This window comes from Streptosporangium sp. NPDC048047, from assembly GCF_040653115.1.
GTDB lineage: Bacteria > Actinomycetota > Actinomycetes > Streptosporangiales > Streptosporangiaceae > Streptosporangium.
In genome coordinates this window covers 153165-168834 of record NZ_JBEZNH010000004.1, presented here as the reverse complement: position 1 = coordinate 168834, position 15670 = coordinate 153165, and the positions used below count along the sequence as shown (strand labels likewise).

Genomic DNA, 15670 nt, shown 5'->3' with positions numbered 1-15670 from the left:
CCGGTGAACGGAGCCGCGGAGAGCGGCGGCCCGACCGGCGGGAACACGGTGACCGGAGCTCCGGCCGGCGGCGGGACGACTGTCGGGGACGCGGCGAACGGGGCTCCGGCCGGCGGCGGGACGACTGTCGGGGACGCGGCGAACGGGGCTCCGGCGAACGGCGGGACGGTGGAGGGCCCGCGGCGGACCGTCGAGCGGCTGGCCGCCGACTTCGACCACCACGACCCCGAACTCACGCCCGACCTGGCGCTCCTGGTCCACCGGGAGATCCGGGAGACGACGCCGGTCGCCTACTCCCGCGCCCACGGCGGGATGTGGATCCTGTCCCGCTACGACGACGTCCGCGCCGCGCTCCGGGACCACGAGACGTTCAGCTCGGCCTCCGGGGTCTTCTTCCCGCGCGCCGAGGGCACCCCGCCGTTCGCGCCCCTGGAGTACGACCCGCCCGAGCACACCCGTTTCCGCGCCCTGATGAAGCCGCCGCTGCTGCTGCCCGAGGCCCGGCGGCTGGCGCCGGAGATCGCGGACCTGGTCGCCCGCGCCGTACGGCCCGTCGTCGAGCGGGGCGGCGGAGACCTGGTGCGTGATCTGGCCGTGCCGCTGCCGCTGGCGGTGGTGTCGCTCGCCGTCGGCTTCTCGGCGGACGCCCGCGACCGCATCCGCGACCTGACCAGCAACACCTGGGCGCGGATGCCGAGGGACGGCGACGCGGGCGGCTTCTGGCCGGCGTTCGCCGAGCTGTTCCAGTCGGAGATCCGCCGGGCCCGCGCCCGGTCCGGCGGCGACCACCTGTCCGTCCTGGTCCACGAGGAGATCGACGGCCGCCCGGTCACCGACGCCGAGCTGCACGTCATGCTGGTCGCCTACGCCATCGCCGGCCACGAGACCTCCATGAACACCCTGGCGCACCTGCTGCGGCACCTGGCGGAGCGCCCCGATCTGCAGGACCGGCTGCGCGCCGAGCCGTACCTGATGCCCGCGGCGGTGGAGGAGGCGCTGCGGCTGTGGACGCCGGTCGACCACGGCACCCGGCTGACCACGAGGGACGTCGAGGCCGGCGGGGTCGTCATCCCGCGCGGGTCGCGGGTCGTCCTGCTGACCGGCGCGGCCAACCGCGACCCGCGGGCCTTCCCCGAGCCGGAGGAGTTCCGGCTGGACCGGACGCCGAACCGGCACCTGACCTTCGGGCACGGCATCCACTTCTGCGTCGGCGCCCACCTGGCCCGCGTGGAGTTCCTCGCCGTCCTGCGCGAGCTCGCCCGGCACCCGGACTACGAGCTCGCGGGCGAGACCCGCCGCTACTACGAGAACGGCCGGCACATCTGCCTAGACCGGCTGCCGGTACGGTTCCGGGCCGCCCGGATCCACCCGGCCGAACGGGCGCCCGGGACGTCCGGGACGCCCGGGGCATCCCAGGCGTCTCGAACGTCCCGGACGTCCTGAGGCGGCGAGCGGGTGGGCGCCTCGGCGGCTACGACACGTCCACCCAGTCGAGGGTGCGGTTCACCGCCTTCTTCCAGCCGGTGTAGCCCTCGGCCCGCTGCTCGTCGGACCACCGCGGCTCCCAGCGCCGGTCCTCGTTCCAGTTCTGCTTCAGCTCCTCGGTGGACTTCCAGAAGCCGACGGCGAGCCCGGCGGCGTAGGCGGCGCCCAGGGCGGTGGTCTCGGCGACGACCGGCTTGGAGACGGGCACGCCCAGCACGTCGGCCTGGATCTGCATGCACAGGTCGTTGGCGGTGACGCCGCCGTCGACCCGCAGCACGTCCAGGGCGACGCCGGAGTCCTGCCGCATCGCCTCGACCACGTCGCGGCTCTGGTAGCAGATCGCCTCCAGGGTGGCGCGGGCCAGGTGGGCGTTGGTGTTGTAGCGCGACAGGCCCACGATCGCGCCCCGGGCGTCGGAGCGCCAGTAGGGGGCGAACAGGCCGGAGAACGCCGGCACGAAGTACACCCCGCCGTTGTCCTCGACCTGGCGGGCCAGCGCCTCGCTCTGCGCGGCCCCGGAGATGATGCCGAGCTGGTCGCGCAGCCACTGCACCGCCGAGCCGGTCACCGCGATCGACCCCTCCAGCGCGTACACCGGCGGCTCGTCGCCGAACCGGTAGCAGACGGTGGTCAGCAGGCCGTTCTGGGAGCGGACCGGTTCGTGGCCGGTGTTGAGCAGCAGGAAGTTGCCGGTGCCGTAGGTGTTCTTGGCCTCACCCGGGGCGAAGCAGACCTGCCCGACCGTCGCGGCCTGCTGGTCGCCCAGGTCACCGGAGAGCGGGACCTCCCCGCCGAACGGGCCGTCGGGCCGGGTCGTGCCGTACAGGCCCGGATGCGAGGAGGGGAGGATCTTCGGCAGCATGGCGCGGGGGATGCCGAAGAACGACAGCAGCTCGTCGTCCCACTCCAGCGTCTCGAGGTCCATCAGCATGGTGCGGCTGGCGTTGGTGGGGTCGGTGACGTGGACCCCACCGTCGACGCCGCCGGTGAGATGCCACAGCAGCCAGGTGTCGGTGTTGCCGAAGATCGCCTCGCCGTCCTCGGCGGCCTGCCGGACCCCGTCGACGTTCTCCAGGATCCACTGGATCTTCCCGCCGGAGAAGTAGGTGGCCGGCGGCAGGCCCGCCTTACGGCGGATGACGTCACCGCGGCCGTCGCGGTCCAGGGCCGAGGCGATGCGGTCGGTGCGGGTGTCCTGCCAGACGATCGCGTTGTGGTACGGCCTGCCGGTGCGGCGGTTCCACACCACCGCGGTCTCGCGCTGGTTGGTGATCCCGAGGGCGGCCAGGTCGGACGCGGACAGGTTCGCCCTGTTGAGGGCCGTCTGGACCACCGAGCGGGTGCGTTCCCAGATCTCCACGGGGTCGTGCTCGACCCAGCCGGCCCGGGGCAGGATCTGCTCGTGTTCGAGCTGGTGACGGGCGATCTCGTTGCCGCCGTGGTCGAAGATCATGAATCGGGTGCTCGTCGTTCCCTGGTCGACTGCTCCGACGAAGTCAGGCATGAGGGTGGTGTCTCCTTCGGCACTCGGTCGGTCCGCCGTGGCCTCTCCCGGTCCGGCGGCTTGCGGGGCGGCCTGCGCGCGGTCTCCCGGCCGTTCTCGTGTACGGTCCCCGGACGGACATGTCAGACGGACACTTCAGACGGGCTCGCTGCCGGCCCGCGCCCGGCCCGCCTCGGGCTCGTCGGCCGGCACCGGCACCCGGCCCGCCTCGGGCTCCTCGCCGGGCGGCAGGAACCGGGCCACCATGATCTGGTAGAGGCCCGCGCCGAGCAACCCTCCGATCAGCGGGCCCACGATCGGCACCCAGAAGTAGAGATGCCCGTGCTGATCCTGCCAGGCGGTCTCGTAGCCGGTGAGGAAGGACGCCAGTCGCGGCCCGAAGTCGCGGGCGGGGTTGATGGCGTAGCCGGCGTTCGTGCCCCAGGCCATGCCGATGGCCACCACGATCAGGCCCACCACGAAGGGCGCGAGGTTCGCCGCGGGCGCGGAGTTGCGCAGGTCGGAGACGGCGAGCACGAGCAGGAGCAGGATCGCGGTCCCGATCACCTGGTCGCGCAGCGCGCCCCAGGTGTCCACGGGCAGGGTGCCGTTGCCGGGCAGCGTGGAGAAGACGCCCTGCGTCTTGATCGTCAGTCCCGGGTCGGCGGCGTGCAGCACCTCGGTGTAGTTCCACCGCACGATCAGCGCGGCGACGAACGCGCCCGCGGTCTGCGCCAGCGAGTAGGGAAGCACCTTGCGCCAGGGGAAACCCTTGAACGCGGCGAGCGCGACGGTGACGGCGGGGTTGAGGTGCGCCCCGCTGATCCGGCCCGCCACGTAGACGCCGAGGGTGACGCCCAGGCCCCAGGCCCAGGCGATGCTGTCGTGATCGCCGATCCCGCCCGCGACGACCTGGGCGACGACCGCCGTTCCGAACAGGATAAGGACCAGGGTTCCCGCGAACTCGGCGGCCAGCTCGCCGAGCATGCCCCGGGCTCTCACAGATTCCGTCACTTCTCCTCCTCATCGTGCCGTGCTGCGGCGCGGGCCGTACCCGGCTCGATGCGGCTACCGGGGGGCCGGCGGACAGCCATGGAGGAAGGCCACCGAAATCCGGTGACCCTCGCACAATTCGGACGTTAAGGTCATGATGATCAACGGTCAACCGAAACAACAGAGAAATGTTCCGGTATTTCGGCTCGTCTCCGCCACGGCGGGACCGCCGATCGTGACGCGCGCACCGGGCCGTCACGCCCCCGGTGAACCGGGGCGCGGCCCTTGCCGTACCCGGCCGGACGTGTAACGGTCGAAGAAGGTCCGATCGCGAGTATCAGGGGGATACGTTTCGCATGGAGAAAAGGATGCCGTTCGAGCGGGAGAACCTGCTCGACCTGGCCGAGACGTACCGGGAGCTGCGCACGACCGAGCCGGTGGCGCGGGTCCGCACCTACGTGGGCGACCCCGCGTGGCTGGTCTCCGGTTATGAGGAGGCCAGGCAGGCCCTCTCCGACCCGCGCCTGGGCCGCTCGTCCCCCGATCCGGAGCGCTCCTCCCGGATCTCGGACTCGGTGCTGTTCGGCGGTCCGCGCGATGACATCGAGACCGAGAAGTCCCGGCACCAGCGGATGCGCCGGATGCTCACCCCGGCCTTCTCCGCGCGCCGGATGAGCGCCATGCGGCCGCGCGTCCAGGAGCTCGTCGACGACCTCCTCGGCCGCCTGGCCGAGATGCCGAAGCCGGCCGACCTGCACGAGGCGTTCTCCGTCCCGCTGCCCATCCTGGTGATCTGCGAGCTGCTCGGCGTGCCGTACGGGGACCGCGACCACTTCAGGAGACTGGCCGACGAGATGGGGATGCTGGGCGACCCCGTACGGGCCCAGGCGGCGATCGACGCCATGACCGACTACACCGGGAAGATCCTCGCCGAGAAGCGGGCGCACCCGGCCGAGGACGTCTTCTCCGACCTGGCCACCATGGACGCCTCCGACGACGAGGCCGCCAGGCTCGCGGGAGGGCTGCTGTTCGCGGGCCACGAGACCACGGTCAGCCGGATCGACTACGGCGTGCTCCTGCTGCTGTCCAACCCTGAGCAGCGGGACGCCCTGGTCGCCGACCCCTCGCTGGCGGACGCGGCGGTGGAGGAGATCCTGCGTCTGGCCGCGCCGAGCGACCACGGCCTGCCCCGTTACGCCCAGGAGCCGGTCACCGTCGGCGGCGTGGCCCTCGAACCCGGCGAGGCGGTGGTCGTCTCCATCCAGTCGGCGAACCGCGACGAACGGACCTTCCCGGACCCCGACCGGTTCGACCTGCGCCGCCCCGCCGGGGAACCGCACGTCGGGTTCGGCTACGGCTCGCACTTCTGCATCGGGGCGAGCCTGGCCCGGGTGGAGCTGCGGGCGGTGTTCGGCACGCTGTTCCGGCGCTTCCCCGGCCTGGCCCTGGCGGTGCCCATGGAGGAGATCCAGGCGCGCCCGAACGCCCTGACCGGCGGGCTCATCAGCCTGCCCGTCACCTGGTAGCCCGGCCGCCCCGAAAAGGGAGCGACCGGGACCGGGGACGGCTCAGGGCAGGGGGATGAAGGAGTCGCGGGCGTGGTCGGCGACGGCGGCGCCGACCACGGTCGCCTCGATCGGCAGCACGTCCATACAAAGGCGGATCGCGTCCACGAGCATCGGGCTGGGAACCCGCATGGACAGCGTGCAGTGCGGCACCCAGCGACCGGGCCGGTAGACGTCGAAGCCGCCGATCCCGGCCCGGCCGAGCCGCTCGTGCACCGCCGCGTGGTGGGCGAGCAGCTCCGGCGTCGGGATCGGGCCGAGCCAGAGCACCCGGCCCAGGAACTGCCCGACGAAGTCGAAGCGCAGCTCGAACGGCGCCGCCACCCGCATGTCCCGCAGCGCCGCGACGACCCCGGGGCCGTCGAGCCGGGGAGCGCCGATGAGCGAGACGTGGGGACGGTGCCGGCCGCTGAGCAGGTCGCGCATCGACGGCACCTCCGCCCGCGCCAGCGCGTCCCACAGCGTCCTGATGCGCTTCTCCGCGGCGGGATCGAGATAGAGCTCCAGGGCGGCGACCATGAGGGAAGGGTAGAGGCTTTCCCACCGGCCCCCACCCCGCCGGGTCGCCGACGAGCCCGACCACTTATACCCCGAGTGTATATACTTGGCGTATAGTCGCTCGGCATGAGTCAGATGAACGATCATCGGATCCAGGCCGAGCCCCGTGAACCGCGCAGGCCTCGGCGGCGAGGCCGGCCGGCCGCCGTCGCCGGGCTCGTCGCCGTCATGGCCGCCACCGGCCTCGGTCAGACCGGGCCCGCCTTCGCCGCCGGCGCCGCCGAGCCGTACCTGCCCGCGCCCACCGGCTCGCGACCGGTCGGCACCACGGCCCTATACCTCAAGGACACCTCGCGCCCGGATCCCTGGGTGCCCGGCGTCGAGGCCCGCGAGCTCATGGTCTCGCTGTGGTACCCGGCCAAGGCGCCGGGCCGTCATCGGGCGCGGTACATGACGCCCAAGGAGTCCGAACTGCTGCTCAAGGACGGGGACATCACCAGCGTCCCGGCCGACACGCTGAGCAAGGTGCGCACCAACGCCTTCACCGACGCCCGCCCCGCAGGAGGCGCGCACAGCCTGCCCCTCATCGTGCTCTCCCCCGGGCACGGCAAGCCCAGGTCCGAGCTCACGGCCCTGGCCGAGGAGCTGGCGAGCCGGGGATACGCGGTGGCCGCCATCGACCACACCTACGAGAACGTCGCCCAGACCTTTCCCGACGGGCGGGTCACGACCTGCGTCACGTGTGAGATGAAGAAAGACCCGGCCGTGTGGGAGAAGCTGGAGAAGGGCCGGGCCGCCGACGTCTCCTTCGTGCTCGACGAGCTGACCGGCGCGCACCCGGGGTGGAAGGGTGCGCGTCTGATCGACACCTCCAGGATCGCCATGTCCGGCCAGTCCGCCGGCGGCGCGAGCACGCTCGCGGCCATGGCCGCCGACCCCCGGCTGCGTGCCGGCGTCGACGTGGACGGCATCGTGGAGACCGCCCTCCCCGAGGCCGGGCTGTCCCGGCCGTTCCTCCTGCTGGGCAAACCCGCCACGTACACGCCGGGCCGGCTCGGCGGCGCCAACTGGGAGGACGTCTGGGCGGGGCTGCACGGCTGGAAGCGCTGGCTGCTCGTGACCGGGGCCGCGCACACATCCTTCACCGACCTCGGTGTGCTGGTGGACCAGCTCGGCATCGAGGACGGCGCCGACATCCCCGGCGCCCGCGCCATGGCCATCACCCGCAGGTACATCGCGGCCTTCTTCGACCAGCACCTGCGCGGGAAGCCGCAGCCCTTGCTGAACGGGCCGTCGGCGGACCACCCGGAGGTCAAGTTCTGCGCCCCGGAGAAGAAGACCTGCGCGTAGCGTCATCCCCCGGCCCGCCCGGCACGTCCGGTCGGCTGCGCGACCGGGCAAGCGTTGGGTGACCGACCGGCTTCGACATGTAGCGGCCGGGCGGTGATCCCTGCGGATCGCGGCTTCGCAAGGATCACCGGCGTGTGCACCCGTACATGTGAGCCCGCCTATGACGGCGACAGCGCGGTGACGCTTGAACCGGTTGACGCCGCACCCGACAGCGCGGCACCGCGGGTGGATCTCAGGGGCGGAGGCGGGTGGCCGCCCGCCCCTGGATCCCTCGGCCCGGCGGGGGACGTTCGCCTACATCCTCACCGTCAGAGCAGGAAGCCGGTCGCCCCGTAGGTGACCTCGGCCAGGACGGCCTGGCCACCGGTGTTGGGGTGGAAGTAGTCCCAGGTGCTCAGCTGCGACAGCGTGAAGGGGTAGGAGAAGACGGCGCCCCCGTCGTGCCGGCAGTTGACCTGCTCGGAGCAGACGCGCGTCAGGACGTCGTTGAAGTCGACGACGCGCTGCCGTACCCGGTCCCGCCGGTCGGCGTCGGCCTGGGCGGTGGACAGGGGGTTGGCCAGCATCGACTTGCAGATGCCGAAGGCCGACCACGCCGTCCGGGCGGACGAGCTGCCCTTGCCCGCCTCCCACAGCCGCTTGAGGTCGGGGATCGTGGCGACGAAGATCGACGCGTTGGGCAGGCCGGTGACGAGGGTCTGCATCGCCGTACGGAACCTCGCCTCGAAGTCGGCGACCGACGTCATCGTGGACTCCGACGACGTGCAGGCGTCGTTGGCCCCGATGAGGATCGTCACGTAGCCGGCGTTCTGGGAGACGGCCTTCTGGGCCTGCCCGGCCATGTCGGCGACCTTGGCTCCGGTCTTGGCGTCGTTGTAGGCGACGAGGGACGGGTTGGCGGCGCGCAGGCGCAGGTAGTGACTGTTGACGGACGTGCTGGAGCCGGTGGACCAGGATCTGGCCGTGCAGTCGAGGTAGTAGCCGCAGGCGTTGAAACCGCGGGTGATGGAGTCGCCCATCGAGGCCATGACGTCGGGGACCTGGGCGGCCTGCGAGGTGTTCGCGAGGGCCAGGGCCGGGACGAACGCGAACATCACGGCCGTGAGGAGGGTGAGGGCGCGACGGAGGGTGTTCATCTGCTCTCCTGGGGGGTGCTCCCCTGTCGGGGGTCGTGCTCAGAATGTCCGGCCGCCACCCCGCTTTGACAAGTGGATCTGACGGATCGGTTACCTTTTCTTGACTTTCACCTCCGCGTCGCCGTGAGACCTCCGCACCGCGATGGGATCGGACGGGGCGCGGGGGACCGGGCGGGGCGCGGGGGACCGGGCGGAACGCCGCGCCGCCCGGCCGGCGTCCGCTCCCGGGAGACCCAAGACACGCCCAAGCACGTTTCCGGAGTTATTGAGATTCCGGGGGCAACGCGGTGACCTGCGGCGGAGGAGAATGGGAACGGTCGTCCGGGAGCGAACGGGGCGCGAGCGCCCACACGCCGAGAGGACACGGCAATGATCACCATCGACACTCCCCTCTGGGCCGCCCGTCTGCGCGCGAGACGGCGGGCCAGCCTGTGGAGCCGGAGAGAGCTCGGGGAACGGGTCGCCGAGGCCGCGGGCGACGCCGGTCGCGACCGGCTGCCCCTCCCGGACGGGCCGGGCGGGCGGCCCGGGACGGCGGGGACGGCCGGGACGACGGACCTGGCCCGGATGGTCGCCTCCTGGGAGGCCGGGGAACGGCCGGACGAGATGTGCGCGGAATGGCTGTGCCGGGCGTTCGGCGCCGGCGAGACCGGCGAGCGGGGCCTGTTCGGCGGGGAGGCCGCCGGCACGACGCTCTGGCACCACCTGACGGGCGTGCCGCTGATGCCCGAGCGGTTCTCACCCGACGACGAGGAACGGACCGGCCGGGCGATCGAGGACCCGGCGCGGGCCGACGACCGTACGGTCGCCTACTTCGAGGCCGTTCTCGACGCCTACACCCGCACGGACACGCGCCCCGCGACCCTGGCCGGCGTCCTGGCCCCGGTCTTCGGCACGATCCAGGGGTTGCGCCGCGACGCCCGTCCGGCCGTCCACCGCTCCCTGCTGCGGCTCAGCTCCCAGGACGCCGACCTGATCAGCCGGATGTGCTGCGAGGCCGGCGATCCGGAGGCGGCGCTGGCCTGGTCGGACCGCGCCCTGCGCGCCGCCCGGGAGGCCGGTGACGAGCGGCTGGTGGCGTACGCGCTCGCCCACCGGGCCGGGCTGGCGGAGTCCCTCGGCGACCCCGGAGAGGTGATCGGCCTCGCCGTCGCCGTGTGCGAGCACGTCGCGCCGGCCGAGCCGCCGGCCGCGACGGCCCGCAGGCACGAGGCGCGGGGGCACGCCATGGCGGGCGAGGGGGACATGTGCCACCGCTGCCTGGAGGAGTGCGCGGAGGCGGCGGCCACGGGAACGCCGGAGGCACGGGAATCCCCGGGGACGGCCGGGGTGTCCGGGGCGGAGCTGGCCGCCGACTGCCTCATCGATCTGCACCGTCCCGCCGACGCGATCGAGATGCTGGAGCGGGAGCTGCCCGGCGCCCCGGCCGGGTACATGACGGCGTACGCCATGGCGCGCCTGGCCCACGCCTACGCCGACGCGCACGAGGACGAGCGGTCGGCCGCGACGGCCCGTGCGGCGCTCGCGCTGTCCCGGCGGACCGGCGCGGCCCGCGCGATGCGGGAGCTGCTCCTGATCCACGGCGACGCGCCCCGCTGGATGTTCGCGGGCTGACATCCGGGTCCTCCGGACGCCCGCGGACCGGACACCGCACCCCGGCGCGGCGGGCGGACCACTGCCGCTCCGCCCGCCGCGCCGGCCCCGAAGGCGCTCCGCGGCCGGGATCTCAGGCGGGGTCCCCCGGGTCCCTCGGGTCCCCCGGCCCCCGGACGCGGAGGGTCCCGGCACGGGCGGCGGCGAGGGCGGCGTCGGCCGCCCGGTCCGCGATCGCCTCGTCCACCGGCTCGCCGCTGACGAACAACCGGTAGTACAGCGGTGCGACGGCGATCCGCACCACCTCGGCGGGGTCGGTGCCGGCCGGCAGCTCGCCGCGCTCGACCGCCCGGGTGACGAGGACGGCCGACTGCTCGTGGCGGCCGGCGAAGAAGGCGTGCAGCGCCCGCGCCGTGGCCGTGTTGCGCATGGCGGCCGCGATGAACGCGGTCGAGACGGGGCCCAGCTCCGGATCGGCGAACCCGGCCGCCACCAGGCGGTTGAGGGCCCGCAGGTCGCCCTGGATCGAGCCGGTGTCGGGGACCGGCCAGGGCTCGCCGCCCGCGATGTCGAGGGCGTCAGCGGCGAGCCTCTCCACCCCGCCCCATCGCCGGTAGACCGTCGTCTTGTGGACGCCGGCGCGCGCGGCGACGCCCTCCACGGTCAACCCGTCGAACCCCTTCTCGCCCAGTTCGGCGAGGGTCGCCTGCCGTACGGCCTCGCGCACCCGCGCGCTGCGCCCGCCCGGCCGGGCCGTCCCACCGGAATCCACGGTTCCTCCCGTTATCCGTTTGCCTGTCCCGCGTCGCGTCGGGCATACTCCAGATTAACGCAACTAGTTGCGTTAAGACTCGCCACCGCGACCAGGGAGCGCAGCAGCCATGGGCATCTCACCGGATACCGCGACGACCCGTTCATCCCGTCCTCCGGAGGAAAACCCTGTCCACCCAGCTCTCCCTTCACGACGTTTCCAAGGCGTACGGCGACCGGCCGGTTCTTGACCACGTCTCCTTCACCGTCCGGCCCGGCGAGCGCGCCGGGCTCGTCGGGGAGAACGGCTCCGGCAAGTCCACCCTGCTGCGGCTGATCGCGGGCGCCGAGCCCCCCGACGACGGTGAGATCACCGTCGTCGCCGGCGGCGGGATCGGCCACCTCGCCCAGACCCTCGACCTGCCGGACGACCACACCGTCCAGGACGCCGTCGACGCCGCGCTCGCCGACCTGCGGGACATGGAGCGGCGGATGCGCGAGCTGGCCGCCGACCTCACCGAGGACCGGCTGGCCGAGTACGGTGACCTGCTCGACGCCTACGAGGCGCGCGGCGGCTACGAGGCCGACGCCCGCGTGGACAAGTCCCTGCACGGCCTCGGCCTCGGCCCCGTCGGGCGTGACCGGCGGCTGGGCGGCCTGTCCGGCGGCGAGCGGGCCCGCCTCGCCCTGGCCTGCCTGCTGGCGGCCTCCCCGGAGGTCCTGCTGCTCGACGAGCCGACCAACCACCTCGACGCCGCCGCCACGCACTGGCTGGAGGAGCGGCTGCGGTCCCACCGGGGCACGGTCGTCGCCGTGTCGCACGACCGTCTCTTCCTCGACCGGGTGGCCACCGCGATCCTGGAGGTCGAGGACGGCGGGGTGACCCGCTTCGGGAACGGATACACCGGGTTCCTGGCCGAACAGGCCGCGGCCCGGCGTCGCTGGGAGCAGGCGTACGCCGACTGGTGCGAGGAGGTACGGCGGACCGAGGAGTTCGCGTCCGTCACCGCCCACCGCGTCGCCCACGGCCGGGCCATGAAGGACAACAACAAGCCGGCCTACGACCGCGACGCCGGACGGGTGCAGAGCTCGATCGCCGGCCGGGTCCGGCAGGGCGCCGAGCGTCTGCGGCGGCTCCACGAGAACGCGGTGCCCAGGCCGCCCGAGCCCCTGCGCTTCGGGGGCGTCCCCACCCCGGGCGCGGCGACGGGTGCGACGGGCGGCGCGGCGGAAGGCTCGTCGGCCGGTCCCGTCACCGACGCGGCGGGCGACGCGATCGCCGAGCTGCGGGCCGTACGGGTGGCCGACCGGCTCCACGTCGGCTCCCTGACCGTCGAGCCGGGACGGCGGCTGCTGGTCCACGGCCCGAACGGCGCGGGCAAGTCCACGCTCCTGCGGGTGCTGGCCGGCGTCACCGAACCCGACGAGGGCACCGTACGGCGCCGCGGCCGGATCGGCCACCTGCCGCAGGAGTCGTCCTTCGACAGGCCGGAGCGCCCGCTCCTCGCCGCTTTCGCCGAGGGACGGCCCGGCCACCCCGAGGAGCACCGGGCGAGGCTGCTGTCGATGGGGCTGTTCCGGCCCGAGCAGCTGCCGACACCGGTCGGGGCGCTCTCGGTCGGCCAGCGGCGCCGGCTCGGCCTGGCGCGCCTGCTGACGGAGGAGGCGGACCTGCTGCTGCTGGACGAGCCCACCAACCACCTGTCGCTCAGACTCGTCGAGGAGCTGGAGGAGGCGCTCGCCGCCTATCCCGGCGCCCTCGTCCTGGTCTCCCATGACCGGGCGCTGCGCGGCCGGTTCACCGGTGAGGAGATCGAGCTCCGCGACGGCCGCCTCCGTTGACCTCCGCGGCCCGCCGCTTCCCCGAGCCCACCCCCGTGACCTCCGCGGGTCCCTGCCCCGGGCCCACCCCCGTGACCTCCGCGGCCCGCCCCGCCCCAGAACCCACTTCCGAACGAGAGGAACCCCCATGTCATCCGCCCCGACCTTCTCCGTGACGGAGATCCGCGTGTCCGGCCCGGACGCCGGGCCGTACGGCATCACCGCCGGGCCCGACGGCGCGCTGTGGTTCACCCTGGTCCACCAGGGCCGGATCGGCCGGATCACCCCCGGCGGCGAGCTCACCTCCCACCCGCTCGACCCGGCGACGGGCGGGCCGACGACCATCACCGCCGGCCCTGACGGCGCGCTGTGGTTCACCGAGTACCGCGGTCACCGGATCGGGCGCCTCACCACCGATGGGGAGGCCACCGCGTTCCCGCTGCCCACCCCGGAGGCGGGGCCGTTCGGGATCGCGGCGGGACCCGACGGCGCGCTGTGGTTCACCGAGACCGGCGCCGACCGGGTCGGCCGCGTCACGACGGACGGGAAGATCACCGAGTTCCCGCTGCCGGAACGCGGAACCTTCCCGTCCGCCATCGCCGCCGGACCCGACGACGCGATGTGGTTCACGATGAACCAGGCGGACGCGATCGGCAGGATCGGCATGGACGGCGACGTCACCGTTCACCGGCTGCCGGCCGGGGGCTCGGCTCCGGTGGGCATCACCGCCGGAACGGACGGCGCGATGTGGTTCGTGGAGATCGGAGCGGGTCAGATCGGGCGGATCACCACGGACGGGCGGATCAAGGAGTTCCCGCTCCCCGACCGTGCCGCCCGCCCGCACGCCATCGTCGCCGGACCGGACGGAGACTGCTGGTTCACCGAGTGGGGCGCCGATCGGGTCGGCAGGATCACCCCCGGCGGGCGGATCGACGAGTACGGCCTGCCGACCCCGTCGTCGGAGCCGCACGGCATCGCGGCCGGGCCGGACGGCGCGCTGTGGGTGGCGTTGGAGATCGGCGCGCTGGCCCGCCTCGCCCCGGAGCCCGCGGGCTGACCACCCGGCCGGCCGGATCGCCCGGTCCCCCACGACGTATGGAGGGGGCCGGGAATTCAGTCCCGAAGCGCGGGTATGGACAGCGAATGAGCATCAACGACGAACTTCACGAGGTCGAAGAGGAAATCGCGCGACTGCGTTCCGAGGCGGCCGACCTTCGCGAGCAGTTGAACGACCTCGGCCCGACCGACGCGGTCGAGCGGTCGACGCTGATCACCATGGCCGAGCAGCAGGAGTCCCTGGCCGAGGACCTGGAGGTCAGACGCGAAGGGCTGAACCGGAAGCTCGGCGAGGCGGGCCAGGCGTAGACGCGGGAGTCCTGAACCGGCGCGGCACGTATCTCCACGGGCGCGGCGCGTCTCTCCGGGGCGTGGCACGGCACATCGCACGACGGTCGGTTACATGACACCTCGAAGGGTAACCATAAGAACGAACCGTCATCGGGGGGACGAAATGATCAAAATGCTGCACAAGATGGGCGTGAAGTCCGGCGCGATGTACACGGCCGGCCTCGCGTCCATCGGCCTGTCGTTCGCGGTCTGGTACATGTCGCTCTCGCAGGAGAAGGCCGGACTGGACCGGGCGGACCGCTGGGGCATCTTCATCGGCGAGTGGGCGCCCACCTTCTTCGCGATGGGTGTCGCGCTGCGGATCGAGGAGACCCACCAGGGCATGGAGCAGGGCCGGGGACACGGCATGGAGATGACCGAGGAGACCTACGCCGAAGGCATCATGCCCTCGCGCGCCGGGGTCTAGATTCCTCCCGGATCCCCGCACGGGGATCCGCACGGAGGTTCACGGCGACGACCGCGAGCGGGCCGCGTCCAGAGTGCGGCCCGCTCGCGGCCATGACCGTCCGCCCGGCCGGGCACCACGCGAACCACCGCCCTGCCGGGGATCGCGGACCGCCCGGGGTCCGTGAGGGCGGCCCGCCGCCCGGCCCGCCCTCACGGGTTCCGGGCTCACGACCGCTCGACCACCGCCGGATGCCGGGGGTCGTCGGCGCGTACGACGACGTCGGCGTTCTTCACCGGTCCGGCCTCGTCCTCGTAGCGCGCGTAGGCGGGCAGCGTCCACCGCAGTGCGGGGTCGGTCCGCCGGACCAGCGCGCCCGGCGACAGCCACAGGTGCACGGTCAGGTCGAACGGCAGGCCCCGGCCCAGCAGCAGCTCGCCGTCCAGCAGCAGCACCCCGCCCGGCGGCACGGTGACGTACGGCGCGCGGGTGGCCCGGTCGGTGACGCTGTCCCACAGCGTGGGGACGACCCGCCCCGAGGAGCCGGGACCGAGCGGACCGAGGACCTCGCGGACCAGGCCCTTCAGGTCGAGCCAGTCGTCGTAGTAGGCGTCCGGGTCGGTACGGCCGTGCTCCAGGCGCAGTGAGGCCGGGCGCAGGAAGTCTCGCGCCGACACCCTCATCACCTCCCGGCCGCGCAGGCGGAGCGGGCCGGCCAGCGCGTCCGCGAGATCCTCCGGCCGCGCGGCGGGGGCTCCGTCGAGCGCCACCCGGATCCAGGCGCCGGGGGGAGCCGCGGAGATCCGGTCGGCGAGTTCCTCCACCAGCAGCGACGGGGTGATGGGCCGTATCCTCACCGGGACATCCTCTCCCAGGCATACGCCCGGAAACTCCCGCTTCACCCGGAAACTCCTGTGCACCCGCCGGGACGCTCCGCCACCGGGGCGAAACCTGCACCCGCCGGGACGCTCCACCATCGGGGCGAAACCGCCGCCCACTCCCCGAGGCCCGGCCAACCGCCATCATCCAGTCAAAGTCGGACGTGATCCCGCTCAAAAATCAGCACGTCCGGGTTGTCGATCGGTCACTCGCGGTAACGATCCTGATGGATCGTACCGGCTCGGCCGTGACTGGGCGCCGGTCTCCCTGGCGGCGCCGCCCTCTGGCGGGGACGGCGACGGGAGGCCGACGTGACCTTCGTGTC

14 protein-coding genes are annotated in these 15670 nt (G+C 73.2%); 8 read left to right on the top strand and 6 right to left on the bottom strand.

The features are described from left to right. Positions 1-3 precede the first annotated feature (3 nt). Entirely contained in the window at positions 4-1443 is a 1440-nt protein-coding gene (locus tag AB0D67_RS05390; RefSeq protein WP_362930171.1) for a cytochrome P450, read from the top strand. A gap of 28 nt (positions 1444-1471) precedes the next feature. On the opposite strand, the gene glpK is transcribed toward AB0D67_RS05390, so the two are convergent. Together glpK and AB0D67_RS05380 are read right to left on the bottom strand one after the other, a co-directional pair. After that, complete coding sequence (gene glpK / locus AB0D67_RS05385) at positions 1472-2989, bottom strand: glycerol kinase GlpK (RefSeq protein ID WP_362930169.1); 1518 nt, start codon at positions 2987-2989, stop codon at positions 1472-1474. A 135-nt stretch (positions 2990-3124) separates the two neighbouring features. Next, complete coding sequence (locus AB0D67_RS05380) at positions 3125-3982, bottom strand: MIP family channel protein (protein WP_362930167.1); 858 nt, start codon at positions 3980-3982, stop codon at positions 3125-3127. 347 nt (positions 3983-4329) lie between these two features. Here AB0D67_RS05380 and AB0D67_RS05375 point away from each other — a divergent pair, with 347 nt between their 5' ends. Then, positions 4330-5487: a cytochrome P450 gene (locus AB0D67_RS05375; RefSeq protein ID WP_362930165.1), complete on the top strand. Its 1158-nt coding sequence runs from the start codon at positions 4330-4332 to the stop codon at positions 5485-5487. Between the two features lie 42 nt (positions 5488-5529). Here the strand turns inward: AB0D67_RS05375 and AB0D67_RS05370 are convergent, their stop codons facing one another. Continuing rightward, positions 5530-6045, bottom strand: a complete 516-nt coding sequence (locus AB0D67_RS05370) for a 2'-5' RNA ligase family protein (RefSeq protein ID WP_362930163.1) — start codon at positions 6043-6045, stop codon at positions 5530-5532. A gap of 105 nt (positions 6046-6150) precedes the next feature. Between AB0D67_RS05370 and AB0D67_RS05365 the strand changes: the two genes are divergently transcribed. Then, the gene (locus AB0D67_RS05365) at positions 6151-7374 is read left to right on the top strand and encodes an alpha/beta hydrolase (protein ID WP_362930161.1); all 1224 of its coding nucleotides are present in this window, start codon (positions 6151-6153) and stop codon (positions 7372-7374) included. Positions 7375-7682: 308 nt separating this feature from the next. Here AB0D67_RS05365 and AB0D67_RS05360 read toward each other — a convergent pair whose 3' ends face one another. Next, the gene (locus AB0D67_RS05360) at positions 7683-8510 is read right to left on the bottom strand and encodes an SGNH/GDSL hydrolase family protein (protein WP_362930159.1); all 828 of its coding nucleotides are present in this window, start codon (positions 8508-8510) and stop codon (positions 7683-7685) included. Positions 8511-8879: 369 nt separating this feature from the next. Between AB0D67_RS05360 and AB0D67_RS05355 the strand changes: the two genes are divergently transcribed. Next, positions 8880-10124, top strand: a complete 1245-nt coding sequence (locus AB0D67_RS05355; protein WP_362930157.1) for a hypothetical protein — start codon at positions 8880-8882, stop codon at positions 10122-10124. 112 nt (positions 10125-10236) lie between these two features. Here the strand turns inward: AB0D67_RS05355 and AB0D67_RS05350 are convergent, their stop codons facing one another. Further along, on the bottom strand, positions 10237-10875 hold the full coding sequence (locus AB0D67_RS05350) for a TetR/AcrR family transcriptional regulator (RefSeq protein ID WP_362930155.1): 639 nt from the start codon (positions 10873-10875) through the stop codon (positions 10237-10239). Positions 10876-11000: 125 nt separating this feature from the next. Between AB0D67_RS05350 and AB0D67_RS05345 the strand changes: the two genes are divergently transcribed. The 4 genes from AB0D67_RS05345 (at position 11001) to AB0D67_RS05330 (ending at position 14487) form a co-directional block, all read left to right on the top strand. Continuing rightward, positions 11001-12695: an ABC-F family ATP-binding cassette domain-containing protein gene (locus tag AB0D67_RS05345; RefSeq protein ID WP_362930328.1), complete on the top strand. Its 1695-nt coding sequence runs from the start codon at positions 11001-11003 to the stop codon at positions 12693-12695. Between the two features lie 127 nt (positions 12696-12822). Continuing rightward, a complete protein-coding gene (locus tag AB0D67_RS05340) occupies positions 12823-13731 on the top strand; it encodes a virginiamycin B lyase (RefSeq protein ID WP_362930153.1) in 909 nt (302 codons plus the stop codon). Positions 13732-13817: 86 nt separating this feature from the next. Next, positions 13818-14039 (top strand): hypothetical protein, encoded by a 222-nt coding sequence (locus AB0D67_RS05335; protein WP_362930151.1) that lies wholly within the window; start codon positions 13818-13820, stop codon positions 14037-14039. Positions 14040-14193: 154 nt separating this feature from the next. Continuing rightward, positions 14194-14487: a hypothetical protein gene (locus AB0D67_RS05330; RefSeq protein WP_362930149.1), complete on the top strand. Its 294-nt coding sequence runs from the start codon at positions 14194-14196 to the stop codon at positions 14485-14487. 206 nt (positions 14488-14693) lie between these two features. Here AB0D67_RS05330 and AB0D67_RS05325 read toward each other — a convergent pair whose 3' ends face one another. Further along, positions 14694-15323 carry a uridine kinase gene (locus AB0D67_RS05325; RefSeq protein WP_362930147.1) on the bottom strand — a complete coding sequence of 210 codons (630 nt, stop codon included), beginning with the start codon at positions 15321-15323 and terminating at the stop codon, positions 14694-14696. Positions 15324-15670 lie beyond the last annotated feature (347 nt).

Bases quoted from the DNA above. Each gene is read 5' to 3' on its own strand.
- AB0D67_RS05360 (WP_362930159.1), bottom strand. From the start codon at position 8,510: ATGAACACCCTCCGTCGCGCCCTCACCCTCCTCACGGCCGTGATGTTC.
- AB0D67_RS05375 (WP_362930165.1), top strand. From the start codon at position 4,330: ATGCCGTTCGAGCGGGAGAACCTGCTCGACCTGGCCGAGACGTACCGG.
- AB0D67_RS05335 (WP_362930151.1), top strand. From the start codon at position 13,818: ATGAGCATCAACGACGAACTTCACGAGGTCGAAGAGGAAATCGCGCGA.
- AB0D67_RS05330 (WP_362930149.1), top strand. From the start codon at position 14,194: ATGCTGCACAAGATGGGCGTGAAGTCCGGCGCGATGTACACGGCCGGC.
- AB0D67_RS05365 (WP_362930161.1), top strand. From the start codon at position 6,151: ATGAGTCAGATGAACGATCATCGGATCCAGGCCGAGCCCCGTGAACCG.
- AB0D67_RS05355 (WP_362930157.1), top strand. From the start codon at position 8,880: ATGATCACCATCGACACTCCCCTCTGGGCCGCCCGTCTGCGCGCGAGA.
- glpK (WP_362930169.1), bottom strand. From the start codon at position 2,989: ATGCCTGACTTCGTCGGAGCAGTCGACCAGGGAACGACGAGCACCCGA.
- AB0D67_RS05370 (WP_362930163.1), bottom strand. From the start codon at position 6,045: ATGGTCGCCGCCCTGGAGCTCTATCTCGATCCCGCCGCGGAGAAGCGC.
- AB0D67_RS05340 (WP_362930153.1), top strand. From the start codon at position 12,823: ATGTCATCCGCCCCGACCTTCTCCGTGACGGAGATCCGCGTGTCCGGC.